Origin of the sequence: Marinobacter sp. KM021 (assembly GCF_050707965.1) — a bacterium.
In the GTDB taxonomy this organism is placed as follows: domain Bacteria; phylum Pseudomonadota; class Gammaproteobacteria; order Pseudomonadales; family Oleiphilaceae; genus Marinobacter; species Marinobacter shengliensis.
On record NZ_CP136129.1, the window covers coordinates 218,281 to 231,839 of the forward strand.

Annotated in this window: 12 protein-coding genes; all 12 read left to right on the forward strand. The window is 58.4% G+C overall.

Going from position 1 to position 13,559, the window contains the following annotated elements:
- Nucleotides 1-88: 88 nt before the first annotated feature.
- The 12 genes from ffh to prfB all read left to right on the forward strand — a co-directional run bounded on the left by ffh (nucleotide 89) and on the right by prfB (nucleotide 13,535).
- Nucleotides 89-1,477 carry a signal recognition particle protein gene (gene ffh, locus RVM24_RS01130; protein WP_072677908.1) on the forward strand — a complete coding sequence of 463 codons (1,389 nt, stop codon included), beginning with the start codon at nucleotides 89-91 and terminating at the stop codon, nucleotides 1,475-1,477.
- Between the two features lie 165 nt (nucleotides 1,478-1,642).
- A complete protein-coding gene (gene rpsP / locus RVM24_RS01135) occupies nucleotides 1,643-1,882 on the forward strand; it encodes a 30S ribosomal protein S16 (protein ID WP_058091782.1) in 240 nt (79 codons plus the stop codon).
- A 29-nt stretch (nucleotides 1,883-1,911) separates the two neighbouring features.
- Nucleotides 1,912-2,439, forward strand: a complete 528-nt coding sequence (gene rimM / locus RVM24_RS01140; RefSeq protein ID WP_106693500.1) for a ribosome maturation factor RimM — start codon at nucleotides 1,912-1,914, stop codon at nucleotides 2,437-2,439.
- 3 nt (nucleotides 2,440-2,442) lie between these two features.
- Nucleotides 2,443-3,201 carry a tRNA (guanosine(37)-N1)-methyltransferase TrmD gene (trmD, locus tag RVM24_RS01145; RefSeq protein WP_431474826.1) on the forward strand — a complete coding sequence of 253 codons (759 nt, stop codon included), beginning with the start codon at nucleotides 2,443-2,445 and terminating at the stop codon, nucleotides 3,199-3,201.
- A 25-nt stretch (nucleotides 3,202-3,226) separates the two neighbouring features.
- Nucleotides 3,227-3,583, forward strand: a complete 357-nt coding sequence (gene rplS, locus RVM24_RS01150; protein WP_022988899.1) for a 50S ribosomal protein L19 — start codon at nucleotides 3,227-3,229, stop codon at nucleotides 3,581-3,583.
- Between the two features lie 787 nt (nucleotides 3,584-4,370).
- Nucleotides 4,371-5,648 carry a group II intron reverse transcriptase/maturase gene (gene ltrA, locus RVM24_RS01155; protein WP_431474827.1) on the forward strand — a complete coding sequence of 426 codons (1,278 nt, stop codon included), beginning with the start codon at nucleotides 4,371-4,373 and terminating at the stop codon, nucleotides 5,646-5,648.
- Between the two features lie 118 nt (nucleotides 5,649-5,766).
- Nucleotides 5,767-6,672, forward strand: a complete 906-nt coding sequence (xerD, locus tag RVM24_RS01160; protein ID WP_431474828.1) for a site-specific tyrosine recombinase XerD — start codon at nucleotides 5,767-5,769, stop codon at nucleotides 6,670-6,672.
- A gap of 90 nt (nucleotides 6,673-6,762) precedes the next feature.
- Nucleotides 6,763-7,497, forward strand: a complete 735-nt coding sequence (locus RVM24_RS01165) for a thioredoxin fold domain-containing protein (protein WP_431474829.1) — start codon at nucleotides 6,763-6,765, stop codon at nucleotides 7,495-7,497.
- 143 nt (nucleotides 7,498-7,640) lie between these two features.
- Nucleotides 7,641-8,942 carry a homoserine dehydrogenase gene (locus RVM24_RS01170; protein WP_106693506.1) on the forward strand — a complete coding sequence of 434 codons (1,302 nt, stop codon included), beginning with the start codon at nucleotides 7,641-7,643 and terminating at the stop codon, nucleotides 8,940-8,942.
- A gap of 11 nt (nucleotides 8,943-8,953) precedes the next feature.
- Nucleotides 8,954-10,354, forward strand: a complete 1,401-nt coding sequence (gene thrC, locus RVM24_RS01175) for a threonine synthase (RefSeq protein ID WP_286922233.1) — start codon at nucleotides 8,954-8,956, stop codon at nucleotides 10,352-10,354.
- A gap of 6 nt (nucleotides 10,355-10,360) precedes the next feature.
- Entirely contained in the window at nucleotides 10,361-12,094 is a 1,734-nt protein-coding gene (recJ, locus tag RVM24_RS01180; RefSeq protein WP_230713723.1) for a single-stranded-DNA-specific exonuclease RecJ, read from the forward strand.
- 345 nt (nucleotides 12,095-12,439) lie between these two features.
- A protein-coding gene (gene prfB / locus RVM24_RS01185; RefSeq protein WP_230713722.1) for a peptide chain release factor 2 occupies nucleotides 12,440-13,535 on the forward strand; the annotation gives its coding sequence in 2 pieces (ribosomal slippage) (nucleotides 12,440-12,511 and nucleotides 12,513-13,535; 1,095 coding nt in all).
- Nucleotides 13,536-13,559 lie beyond the last annotated feature (24 nt).

The following is a 13,559-nucleotide window of genomic DNA, read 5'->3' on the forward strand; positions in this document are numbered from 1 at the left end:
AATGTCGCGATTATGCAACAGGAATCAAGCAGCCCGGGCTGGCTTCTTGATTTGTGTGAACAATTTCTCCGGGGTACGGAAGAGCAACATGTTTGAGAACCTCCAGGACCGGCTATCCGGTAGCTTGCGCAAGATCTCCGGCCAGGCACGCCTGACCGACGACAACATCAAAGACACGCTTCGCGAAGTTCGTATGGCGCTGCTGGAAGCAGACGTCGCGCTGCCCGTGGTTAAGGATTTCATCGAAGGTGTCCGGCAGCGGGCTATTGGTCAGGAAGTCCAGCGCAGCCTCACGCCGGGTCAGGTGTTTGTAAAGGTTGTCCAGCAGGAGCTGGAGCGTGTGATGGGCGAGGGGAATGAATCCCTCAACCTGTCTACCCGGCCGCCGGCGGTGATCATGATGGCTGGTTTGCAGGGGGCCGGTAAAACCACGACGGTCGCCAAGCTCTCCCGTTTCCTTAAAGAGCGTCAGAAAAAGTCCGTGATGGTGGTCAGTGCCGATATTTATCGGCCGGCGGCCATCCGGCAGCTGGAGACCCTGGCCGGTGAGGTGGGTGTCGAGTTTTTTCCCAGCACCACCGAGCAGGACCCCGTGGACATTGCGAACGGTGCCATAGAGGCGGCGCGGCGCAAGCATATCGATGTGGTCATTCTCGATACCGCCGGTCGCCTGCACGTAGACGAGCAGATGATGGGCGAGATCGGGCGGCTGCATAAGGCCGTGAGCCCGGTAGAAACCCTGTTCGTGGTTGATGCCATGACCGGTCAGGATGCCGCGAATACCGCCAAGGCGTTCAACGATGCCCTGCCGCTGACCGGTGTGGTACTGACCAAGACCGATGGCGATGCCCGGGGTGGTGCGGCGCTGTCCGTGCGCCATATTACTGGCAAGCCGATCAAGTTCCTGGGTGTTGGCGAGAAATCTGATGCTCTGGAGCCGTTTTATCCGGACCGTGTTGCTTCCCGCATTCTGGGTATGGGGGATGTGCTTTCCCTTATTGAGGAGGCCGAGCGCAAGCTGGATAAACAGAAGGCCGAGAAACTTACCAAAAAGATCAAGAAGGGTAAGGGGTTTGATCTGGAGGATTTTCGCGACCAGCTCCAGCAGATGAAGAACATGGGTGGCATTGGCGGCCTGCTGGACAAGTTGCCGGGCATGGGGCAGATGGCCCAGATGGCGCAGCAGCAGGTCAATGACAAGTCGGTTGGCCAGATGGAAGCCATCATCTGCTCCATGACGCCCAAGGAGCGCCGTTACCCGGATGTGATCAACAACTCCCGCAAACGCCGCATTGCCGCCGGCTCCGGCACCCAGATACAGGATGTGAATCGACTGCTGAAGCAGCACAAGCAGATGCAGAAGATGATGAAGAAATTTGGCAAGAAAGGCGGAATGGCCAACATGATGCGTGGTCTTGGTGGTATGATGCCGCCCGGCGGCGGTGGTGGTGGCATGCCCCCGTTCGGCCGTATGTAAAAAGCCTTACATATAAAATGGGGAAACCGAGCGTTTCCCTGTTTTCATTGGCGCTTTTTTGGCATAGAATAGCGCCCCTTTCGAGTATGGGTCTTCTCGTCAGCCGCCAGTCGGCATGGTGAGAATCGTACAAAGTTCGTACAACAGAACAGGATATTGGTCGAAATGGTAACAATCCGTTTGGCTCGTGGCGGCTCCAAGAAGCGCCCGTTCTACCATCTGACAGTCACTGACAGCCGTAACTCCCGTGACGGCCGTTTCATTGAGCGTGTTGGTTTCTTTAACCCGGTTGCCCGCGGCCAGGAAGAGCGTCTGCGTGTAAATCGTGAGCGCGTTGATTTCTGGCTGGGCCAGGGCGCCCAGGCAAGCGATCGCGTTGCCCAGCTGCTTAAAACTGCTGGTTAATTGCACGTAAAGACCGGGGTTTGACAGGCATGACACAGCATCCACAGGAAACTGTGATCGGCCAGATCACCTCGGTGTTCGGGGTCAAGGGTTGGCTTAAAGTCTTCTCTTATACTGATCCCCGGGAAGGGATACTGGCTTATCGTGACTGGACCCTAGTCCTGGACGGTAAGCGTATCCCGGTAAAGCTTGAGGAGGGTCGCCGCCAGGGGCAGGGGATCGTCGTCAGGCTTAAAGGTGTTGATGATCGTGAGCTGGCCCGTACCTATGGCGGTGCCGAGATCCGGGTTCCAACCGAGCAGTTGCCGGAATTGCCTGAAGGGGAATTCTATTGGCACCAGCTGGAGGGGCTTGAAGTGTTCACGGTTGAGGGTGAGTGCCTGGGTAAGGTGCATCACCTGCTGGAAACAGGCTCCAACGATGTCCTGGTGGTGCGCGCAACGGCGAGCTCCATTGACCAGCGCGAACGGCTTATCCCCTATCTGCCTGATCAGGTGGTTCACGGGGTAGATCTGGACAACTCGCGCATGGTGGTCGACTGGGATCCGGAGTTCTGACGGGTGTGGATTGGCGCGGTCAGTCTGTTCCCGGAAATGTTTTCTGCGGTGACGGATTACGGTATTACCGGCAGGGCAGTTCGTGAAGGGTTACTGACCTTCAACTGCTGGAATCCCCGGGATTATACCCACGACCGACATCGCACGGTGGATGATCGGCCCTATGGCGGCGGCCCCGGAATGCTGATGAAAATTCAGCCTCTCAGGGATGCCATCCATGAGGCCAGGGCATCGGCACCCGGCAAGGCCTGTGTGGTCTTCCTTTCGCCGCAAGGTGAAAGGCTGGATCAGTCGGTGGTGGAGTCTCTGGCCGCCGAACAGCAGCTGATTCTCGTTGCCGGTCGTTATGAAGGCGTAGATGAGCGCCTGATATCGGCGGAAGTCGACCGGGAAGTGTCTCTGGGGGATTTTGTCCTCTCAGGCGGCGAACTGGCGGCGATGGCTGTGATTGATGCGGTAACACGCCTCATCCCCGGAGCGCTGGGTCATGCGCAGTCAGCGGAGCAGGATTCCTTCGCTGACGGTTTGCTGGATTGTCCGCACTATACCCGGCCCGAGGTTTACGAAGGTCAGGCGGTGCCGGAAGTTCTTTTGGGCGGTCACCATGAACAGATCCGGCGTTGGCGATTGAAAGAATCGTTGAGGCGAACCCGGGAGCGACGCCCCGACCTGCTGGAAAAGCGGGTGCTTACGGAAGAAGAGCGTCAGCTTCTGGAAGAAATTTTTAACGAACCGGGTGTCTCTGAGTCATCAGGGCATTGAAAGATTGGGTATCAGGAGCATTACGATGAGCGGCAAGAACAACATCATCAGTCAACTTGAAGCAGAACAGATGACCAAGGAAATCCCTGCGTTCGCGCCGGGTGACACCGTGGTTGTTCAGGTTCGCGTAACTGAAGGTAACCGTGAGCGTCTGCAGGCGTTTGAAGGCGTGGTTATCGGCAAGCGCAACCGTGGCATGAACTCTTCCTTCACTGTTCGTAAGATCTCTTACGGCGTGGGCGTTGAGCGTACTTTCCAGACCTTCTCCAAGCTGATTGACAGCGTGAGCGTGAAGCGTCGCGGTGACGTGCGTCAGGCCAAGCTTTACTACCTGCGCGATCTGTCTGGTAAGGCGGCTCGTATCAAGGAAAAGCTCAACTGATTCAAGCTTCTGGCTGATCAGTAACAAAAAAAGCAGCCTCGAGGGGCTGCTTTTTTTGTTTGCCCGGCGAAGCCGGCAAACCCGGCCATCTGAAAGAAGATGGCGTCACCCCGACTGAGGGGAAGACAATCCGACTGGCAAGGGCGTCACTGGCCAACGGTGGGGTCTGAAGGAAGCCATAGGAAGTTAACGGTACACAACGCAAGTGAACCTGCTTCGGCAGTCCAGGTGGGTTAGCGTGCAAAATAGCGCGACGCCCGATACTCAGTCAGACCTGTGCTGTGTTTGAGGGTGGCATCGTTAACAGGGAGCCGGTGCAGTAACCGGGGAAGCCTGACACCGAATCCGGCGATGCCGGAGGCTGTGGCGCAAGGTGAAAGCCGAGGCCGCAGTCGGTGCGAGGTGGCAGATGAAGCCGTAGTAGTGAGGAAGTTCCGGCCTGAGAAGCCTGGTAACAGCGTGGAGGACAAAACCGGAATGACCGCTGGCGGAGGTTCAGCGGACCGGTCAGGGTCAAAAGCTCTGGTCGGATGCGAAGGGCGGAAGTCATTAACGAGAGTGACGGACGACGAGCGAACAGGTGGACGCTGCGTTCACAAGCTGCCCGACGGGGCAGGGAAGTGCATCGGGGTGCTGCGGGAACGCAGTGGCTCTGGTGTTCTCCGAACAAGGGGTAGAGCGATACCGTGGCGGCAGATTGCCAGAGCGCTAGTACCCGGACGGATCGCCTGAAACAGACCGGCAGCCAGACCGATCCTCGAAGCCGTCACCACAGAGATGAGCAGGCATGAGGAAATACTACAGTCTGTACGGGCAATTGCTGTCAAAACAGCGCCTGTATGAAGCCTTCAGACACATCAAACGCAACAAGGGCGCGGCCGGAATCGATGGGCAGAGCCTGGGTGCGTTTGAGGCGAATCTGGAGGTGGAGCTGTCGTGCCTGTTGCTCGAGCTGAAGGAAAAGCGCTATCGGGCGCAACCAGTCAGGCGCGTAGCCATCGCCAAGGATGACGGCGGTGAGCGTCTGCTGGGCATTCCGACGGTTCGGGACCGGGTTGTACAACAGGCGCTGCGCCGTATTATCGAACCGATCTTCGAGCCGGATTTCCACCCGTCGAGTTACGGGTATCGTCCGGGACGCAGTGGTCACCACGCCATTGGCAAGGCGGAGTTGTTTATCCGCCGCTACCGGCGTGACTGGGTTGTGGACATGGACCTGTCGAAATGCTTCGACACGCTCAACCATGACCTGATCATCCGCCAGTTCCGCCAACGGATCACGGACGGCAGTGTCCTGTCACTGCTGCGCCAGTTCCTGGAAAGCGGCGTGATGGTGGGATACCACCTTGAAGAAACGGAGCTGGGAAGCCCGCAGGGCGGCGTGATCAGCCCGCTGATTGCGAACGTCTATCTGGACGCCTTCGACCAGTTCATGAAAGCCCGGGGTCACCGGATCGTCCGCTACGCGGACGACATCCTGATCCTGTGCGGCTCACGAGCGGGCGCGGAGAATGCGTTACGGGTGGCCCGGCGCTATCTGGAAAATGAGTTGAAGCTGACGGTCAATACCACCAAAACCCACATCGCCCATAGTGATGAAGGGGTTAAGTTCCTGGGCGTGGTGATACATAGCAAGTACACCCACATACAGGGAAAGAAGGTGGTCAGGCTTAAGCAGAAGCTGAAATCACTGACGAAGCGAAACCGGGGCATCGGACTCGCGGCCATTATACGTGAGCTGAATCCGGTGTTGCGGGGCTTTGTCAGCTACTTCCGGGTGGCGAACTGCGCGCGGGTGTTAAAGCAGGTGATGAGGTGGCTAAGGCGGCGGTTACGCTGCCTCCAGCTCAAGCAGTGGAAAAAGCCGAGTCGGCTGCATCGGAGGCTGAAACAGCTGGGTTACCAACCCCCGTTCCGGCATATCAAGATGCAAAGCTGGCGCAACGCGGCGTCCCCACTGGCCAGTCTGGCCCTGCCCAACACCTACCTGCACAATGACCTGCAGTTGATGGATCTTGCGAAGGTCAAAACCGGCATCACTGTCCCCGAGTTCGGGGTAAGTTAATGGCATGAGCCGTATACGTGGCCCGTATGTACGGTTCTGTGAGAGGGATGAGGCGGTAACGCCTCACCCTACTCGCTATGCTGTAATGCCGACAGGCAGCCAGTGAAGAGGTGTTATCTTGCCCCGGCCAGACGATGAGCAGTTGATAACCCGGTTTTCCGATGCCATCTGGCTGGAAGATGGCCTGGGTGAGAAAACCCGTCAAGCCTATGCCAGTGATTTGTTCAGGCTGGCCGATTGGTTGCAGGCTCAGCCAGGGAGCCCAACACTCCGTGATGCCCGGCGCACCGATCTTCTGGCCTGGATGTCGAGAGGGCTTGCGGATGGCCTCAAAACCAGTACCGCGGCCCGGCGGTTGTCTGGCATTCGTCGTTTTTATCGCTTCCTGCTGCGTGAGGGCCTGATTGCTGAAGATCCCACCCTCAGAATCGACAGCCCGCGGTTGCCCCGGCGGCTGCCGGATACCCTGACTGAAGATGATGTGGATGCCTTGCTCACAGAGCCGGACCCGCAGGAGCCAATAGAGCTGCGCGACCGGGCCATGTTGGAAATTCTGTACGGTTGCGGACTGCGGGTATCTGAGCTGACCGGGTTGACGGTTGATCAGGTTAATCTGCGTCAAGGGGTTGTCCGCATCAGTGGTAAAGGAGGCAAAGAACGGCTAGTGCCCTTGGGCGAAGAAGCGGTGGACTGGTTGGTTCGCTACATGAAAGAGGCCCGCAACGAGTTGTTGAAGGGCAAAAGCAGTAACGCCCTGTTTCCCGGTAATCGGGCCACGGCCATGACTCGCCAGACCTTCTGGCACCGAATCAAGCATTATTCAATTCGTGCAGGCATCCATAAGCCTATTTCTCCGCATACCCTGCGCCATGCCTTTGCCACGCATCTGCTTAATCACGGTGCTGATTTGCGAGTGGTGCAGATGCTGCTGGGGCATTCCGATCTTTCGACGACTCAGATCTACACCCATGTGGCGCGCCAGCGGCTTCAGGATTTGCACCAGGCACACCATCCCCGGGGCTAATCTGGTATGTTAGCCGGATGAACTTTTGCTGAGTGGCGGTGTCGCATCACAAGGTTTCGAAATTACAAACACAGAAGGTAAGTTAACCCTATGAATCTGAATATTGTGGCCGTTGTGGCGGGTCTGGTGATGTTGCTGACCTGGGTTTCCGGGGCGAGTGCTGCCGACGCCGAGGATCGAATTGCCAAGCGCCTGATGGATGCGGTGCCTGGTCTGAAAGTGACCTCGGTGCGGGAATCGGAGGCGGCTGGCCTTTACGAAGTGCAAAGCAACAATGGCGACACCATTTACACCACGGCCGACGGTGTATACCTGCTGACCGGAGATCTGCTGAAGATTACCGACAGCGGTATAGCTAACGTGTCAGAGGCGTCGCGGGCCGGGCAACGGAAAGAGCAGATGGCCGCGTTTGCCGGCAAGGGTGTGATTACCTACCCGGCGAAGGGGGAGCAGAAGGCGGTCATTGATGTGTTTACCGACATTGATTGCCCCTACTGCCGGAAAATGCATGACGAAGTGCCGCAGTTAAACGACTATGGCATCACCGTGAACTACTATGGTTTCCCTCGTTCCGGCCCTGGAACTCCCTCGTTCACAAAGTACGTGTCGGTCTGGTGCGCTGAGGATCAGCAGGAAGCGATGGACGCAGCCAAGGGTGGAAAGTCCGTGCCCCAGAAAAGCTGTGATAACCCGGTCGAGGAACAGTACCGCCTGGGTGGCCAGGTAGGGGTCACCGGTACACCGGCCATTCTTCTCGAAGACGGTAACATGGTCCGGGGCTACGTACCTGCGCGAAACCTGGCCGAGGGTCTAGGGATTCTGTGATTTACCCCGGAGCTGTCGCACAGCTCCGACGTTTATCGTGTTAACTGCAACGGATTCAGGGCTTATTCAGAGGGCCCCGAATCGGTATACTATTGCCCTTTGTTGCAATCCATCAGCACCCCATCGGGATCAGAGGTGAGAGCTTGAAAGACGTTAATGTCGGAATTTGCGGACTGGGAACCGTTGGCGGCGGTACATTCAATGTCCTGACTCGCAATGCCGCGATTATTGCGGGGCGTGCGGGCTGCAATATCCGGATTACCCGGGTGGCCAGTCGCCATAGCCGGGATGACCTGGAGCTTGGCAGCGTTCCTTTCAGTACCGACATCTTCGATGTGGTGAATGATCCTGATATTGATATCGTGGTTGAACTGATTGGTGGTTATGATGCCGCCAAAGAGCTGGTGCTGGCTGCTATTGCCCAGGGCAAGCATGTGGTGACCGCCAACAAGGCGCTGATTGCTGTGCACGGCAACGAGATTTTTGAGGCGGCGGAGAAGGCCGGCGTTGTTGTCGCTTACGAAGCCGGCGTTGCCGGTGGCATTCCGGTGATCAAGGCGGTACGTGAAGGCCTGGCGGCCAACCGCATCGACACCATTGCCGGCATCATCAACGGCACAGGTAACTACATCCTGACCGAGATGCGCGCAGGTCGTGAATTCGGTGAAGTGTTGAAAGAGGCCCAGGCCCTGGGTTACGCAGAGGCAGACCCGACCTTCGATGTGGAAGGCATTGATGCAGCCCATAAGCTGACCATCCTCGCAGCGTCAGGTTTTGGCGTTCCGCTGCAGTTCGAGAAAGCCTACACCGAAGGCATTTCCGGCATTACGCCTTACGACATTTCCCATGCCGAGCTCCTCGGCTACCGGGTAAAGCACCTGGGTATTGCTCGTCGCCGTGATGACGGTATTGAATTGCGTGTCCACCCAACGCTGGTGCCGCAAAGTCACCTGATTGCCCAGGTGGATGGCGTGCTCAATGCGGTGCTGGTAGATGGCGATGCGGTAGGGCAGACCATGTACTACGGCCCTGGTGCCGGTGACGAGGCCACAGCATCTGCGGTGATCGCAGACATCGTTGACGTAGCCCGCGCGGTTGCAAGCAGCAGTCAGCAGCGTGTTCCCTATCTGGGCTTCAGCCCGGAGGCTCTGGAAGACCTGTCGGTTCTGCCTATGGAAGATGTGCAGTCGGCTTACTACCTGCGTATTCAGGCCTTCGACCATCCGGGTGTGCTGGCCAAGATTGCCGCGATCCTGAGTGAGCATGGCATCAACATCGAATCGATCATGCAGAAAGAATCCGAATTCAAGGATGGCCGCATCCCGGTCATCATCCTGACCCACACCGTTCAGGAACGCCAGATGAACCTGGCCATCGAGGAAATGGAAGCCCTGGCCGACATCGATGGCAAGGTTGTCCGCATCCGCGCTGAAAACTTTAACTGACAGGTACGCACGTGAGATACATCAGTACACGGGGTGAAGCGCCCGCTCTGGGCTTTGAAGACGTTCTTCTGACAGGCCTGGCCACAGACGGCGGCCTGTATGTGCCGGAATCACTGCCGCACTTCAGTGTGGAAGAAATCCGCAGCTGGCGTGGGCTCCCTTATGCAGAGCTGGCTTACAAAGTGATGTACCCGTTTGTGGAAGACGCCATTCCAGCGGATGATTTCCGCAAGATGCTGGGCGAAACCTACAGCGTATTCAGTCATCAGGCGGTCGCGCCCCTGGTTCAGCTGGACACCAATGAATGGGTGATGGAGCTGTTCCGCGGCCCCACGCTGGCGTTCAAGGACTTTGCCCTGCAGCTGCTGGGTCGGCTGCTGGATTACGTCCTCGAGAAACGCAAGCAGCACGTGGTGATCATGGGTGCCACCTCCGGTGATACCGGCTCTGCCGCCATCGAAGGGTGCCGCCGTTGCGAGCATGTGGATATTTTTATCCTGCATCCGTACCAGCGAGTATCGGAAGTACAGCGCCGGCAGATGACTACGGTGCAGGGTGACAACATCCATAACATCGCGGTCAAGGGTAACTTCGATGACTGCCAGCGCATGGTAAAAGAAAGCTTCGGCAACCAGTCCTTCCTGAGTGGCAAAACCCAGTTGGCAGCGGTGAACTCCATTAACTGGGCGCGGATCATGGCCCAGATCGTTTACTACTTCCAGGCGTCCCTGGCCCTGGGTGGCCCGGATCGTAGCATGGCGTTCTCGGTACCCACCGGCAACTTCGGTGACATTTTTGCCGGTTACCTGGCCAAGAAAATGGGCCTGCCGATTTCCCAACTGGTGATTGCCACCAACCGCAACGACATACTGCATCGCTTCATGAGCGGCAACAAGTATGAGCAGCATCAGTTGGAGCATACCCTGTCGCCGAGCATGGATATCATGGTGTCCAGCAACTTCGAGCGCCTTCTGTTTGACCTGCACGGTCGTGACGGTGCGGCGGTGAAAGATCTGCTGGAGCGGGCAGCCAAGGGTCCGGTCAGCATCGAAGACTACCGCTGGAAGCATGCCCGTAAGCTGTTCGACAGCGATGCGGTGGACGACAAAGCCACCTGCGATACCATCCGGGACATCTACGAGCAGAACGAATACCTGCTGGACCCGCATACCGCCATCGGTGTGCGCGCCGCCCGCAACTGCCGCCGTGACAGCGCCGTGCCCATGATTACCCTGGGTACCGCCCACCCGGCCAAGTTCCCGGACGCCATCTCCGAGTCTGGCCTGGTTGTGAAGCCGCAACTGCCTGCCCACATGGCGGATCTGTTTGAGCGGGAAGAGCGCTACACCGTGCTGGATAACAGCGTGTCCGAGGTGCAGGGCTTTATCGCCAAGCATTGGAAGAACGCCTGATCCGGCATGACTCCTAAAAAGATCCTGCGTCGCCCCCAGCCGTCCGATGTGACGGGCTGGGGACAAAACCTGCCGCCCATCCTTCGCCGCCTGTACGCCGCTCGCGGTGTACAGTCCGACGATCAGCTCCAATACACCCTGAAACACCTGGCGTCGCCGATGCAGCTTCGCGGTATTGATCGCGCGGTTGAACTGCTGGCCGAGGCCGTTGCCCAGAAGCAACGGGTGATGGTGCTGGGGGATTTCGATGCCGATGGCGCTACCAGTACTGCCGTCGCCATGCTCGGCTTATCCATGTTGGGCGTGGCTGCGATCGACTTCCGGGTACCCAGCCGCTTCTCCGACGGCTACGGCCTGACGCCGGGCATCATTCACCGGTTGCAGGACGAAGGCGATTTACCCGACTTGCTCGTTACGGTTGATAACGGTATTTCCGCCATCGAAGGCGTGCGCGCCGCCCGGGAGTTGGGCATCAAGGTGGTCATCACCGATCACCACCTGGCCGGTGACGAACTGCCAGACGCCGATGCCATCGTTAACCCCAACCAGCCTGGCTGCCCGTTCCTGAGCAAGAACGCTGCCGGTGTTGGCGTGATGTTCTACGTGCTCACCGCCCTGCGCAAACACCTGCGGGACAACAACCTGCTGCCAGACCCGGAGCCCAACCTGGGTAACCTGCTGGACCTGGTGGCCCTGGGTACCGTGGCAGACGTAGTACCGCTGGACCACAACAACCGGATTTTTGTAGAGCAGGGCATCCGCCGCATCCGCAAAGGCGAAGCCCGACCGGGCATCCTGGCCCTGCTGGAAGTGGCTGGCCGCGACTACACCGAAATCAGCGCTACGGACCTCGGCTTCGTGGTTGGCCCGCGCCTGAACGCCGCCGGCCGGCTGGACGACATGAGCATCGGCATCGCCTGCCTGCTCGCCGACAGCCGCGACGAAGCCCTGCGCCTGGCCCGGGAACTGGACAACTTCAACCGCGAACGCCGCAGCATCGAAAAAGACATGAAAACCCAGGCCCAGGACCTGCTTGCCTCCATGTCCCTCGACATCGAAGGCCTGCCCTGGGGCCTGGCCCTGTTCGACCAGGACTGGCACCAGGGCGTGATCGGCATCCTGGCCGCCAGAATCCGCGAGCAGACCCACCGCCCCACCATCGCCTTCGCCCCCGATGACGACGGCGAACACCTGAAAGGCTCCGCCCGCTCTATCCCCGGCCTGCACATCCGCGACGCTCTGGCCGTGGTAGACGCGAAAAATCCAGGCCTGATGAAAAAATACGGCGGCCACGCCATGGCCGCCGGCATGACCATCGTCCGGGACGACCTGGAACGATTCAGCAACGCCTTCGACCAGGCCGTGCGCGATACCTTAAAGGCGGAAGACCTGGAAGCCGCCATCACCACCGACGGACCCCTGGCCCCGGAAGAGTTGAACCTGGACACCGCCTACCTGCTCAAACGCGCCGGCCCCTGGGGGCAGCATTTCCCGGAGCCGGTGTTTGACGGTGAATTCCGGGTAGTGAGCCAGCGCATTGTGGGCGAGAACCATCTGAAGCTGGTGCTGCAGCCGGTGGATGGCGGTGGCATCATTGATGGGATTGCCTTCAATACCGGCCCGGAAGTGCCGGACTTTACCCGGAGTGGCGCGCGGGTGGTTTACAAGCCGGATGCCAATACCTTTCGGGGGAGAACCAACCTTCAGTTGTTGGTGGATTATCTGGAGCCATTGGGCTGAACTCTCTTTGGAGATTGGCGCTAGAGAAGGGTGGGGTCTGACCCCGAGGGTCAGACCCCTTTGAATCCGTCGAGTGTGGGCGCCCCGAACGCAGTATGGGTGCAGGGTGGCTGGTAGCCTTTCCGGGAGTATCGAAAACAGGGATGTTTTCGCTAAGCGTACACGGACGTATTCACAGCGTCTCCCGGAAAGGCTACCAGCCACCCTGTGCTTGCACTGATCTCGGAAAGCCCTACCTCGCACGGTGCTTACTCCAAGCCATGAATAGCTGATTTAACCCACAAATTCCGGTAGAATCCGCCCTCTGTTTTTATCGCACCATTTTCCAAAGCGAGACAAGGTTTCATGGAAATTAATCCCATAGTGACGAAGATCAAAGAGCTTCGCGAGCGCACCGAAGCGCTGAGGGGGTATCTTTGACTACGATCAGCGCAGTGAACGACTGGTCGAAGTAGAACGGGAACTCGAACTCCCCACCGTATGGGACGATCCCGAGCGGGCTCAGAACCTGGGTAAAGAACGCTCCGATCTTGAGCTGATCGTCAAAACCATCGACAACCTCACCAACGGCCTGGCAGACGCAGAAAGCCTGCTCGATATGGCCGTGGAAGAGGACGACGAAGGTACCGTCGACGAAATTCAGGCTGACCTGGAAAGCCTGGATGGAGAGCTGGAAAAACTCGAATTCCGCCGCATGTTCTCCGGTGAAATGGACGCCAACAACGCCTACCTGGACATCCAGGCCGGCTCCGGCGGCACTGAAGCCCAGGACTGGGCCAACATGCTACTGCGCATGTACCTGCGCTGGGCCGAGCGCCGAGGTTTCAAAGCCGAAATCGTCGAACTGCAGGAAGGTGAAGTGGCCGGCATCAAGAGTGCCACCATTCACATCCAGGGCGACTACGCCTACGGCTGGCTGCGTACCGAAACCGGCGTACACCGCCTGGTGCGCAAATCCCCGTTCGATTCCGGCAACCGTCGCCACACCTCCTTCTCTTCCGTGTTTGTGTCACCGGAAGTGGACGACAGCTTCGAAATCGAAATCAACCCGGCGGATCTGCGGGTCGACGTGTACCGCGCCTCCGGTGCCGGTGGTCAGCACGTTAACCGGACCGAATCCGCGGTGCGACTGACCCACAACCCCACAGGGATCGTTGTTGCCTGCCAGGCCGGCCGAAGCCAGCACCAGAACAAAGACCAGGCCATGAAGCAGCTCAAGGCCAAGCTCTTTGAGCTGGAAATGCAGAAGCGCAACGAAGAGAAACAGAAAGCCGAAGACTCCAAGTCTGACATCGGCTGGGGTAGCCAGATCCGTTCCTACGTGCTGGACGACAGCCGTATCAAGGACCTGCGCACCAAGGTGGAAACCAGCAACACCCAGTCGGTGTTGGATGGCGACATCGACAAGTTTATTGAAGCCAGTCTGAAGATGGCGCTGTAATCAGCGTCATTCACCCACACCCGG

What these genes read in the sequence shown, in the direction of transcription:
- RVM24_RS01165 (WP_431474829.1), top strand. Translation starts at nt 6,763, where the DNA reads ATGAATCTGAATATTGTGGCCGTTGTGGCGGGTCTGGTGATGTTGCTG.
- rpsP (WP_058091782.1), top strand. Translation starts at nt 1,643, where the DNA reads ATGGTAACAATCCGTTTGGCTCGTGGCGGCTCCAAGAAGCGCCCGTTC.
- ltrA (WP_431474827.1), top strand. Translation starts at nt 4,371, where the DNA reads ATGAGGAAATACTACAGTCTGTACGGGCAATTGCTGTCAAAACAGCGC.
- rimM (WP_106693500.1), top strand. Translation starts at nt 1,912, where the DNA reads ATGACACAGCATCCACAGGAAACTGTGATCGGCCAGATCACCTCGGTG.
- rplS (WP_022988899.1), top strand. Translation starts at nt 3,227, where the DNA reads ATGAGCGGCAAGAACAACATCATCAGTCAACTTGAAGCAGAACAGATG.
- recJ (WP_230713723.1), top strand. Translation starts at nt 10,361, where the DNA reads ATGACTCCTAAAAAGATCCTGCGTCGCCCCCAGCCGTCCGATGTGACG.
- ffh (WP_072677908.1), top strand. Translation starts at nt 89, where the DNA reads ATGTTTGAGAACCTCCAGGACCGGCTATCCGGTAGCTTGCGCAAGATC.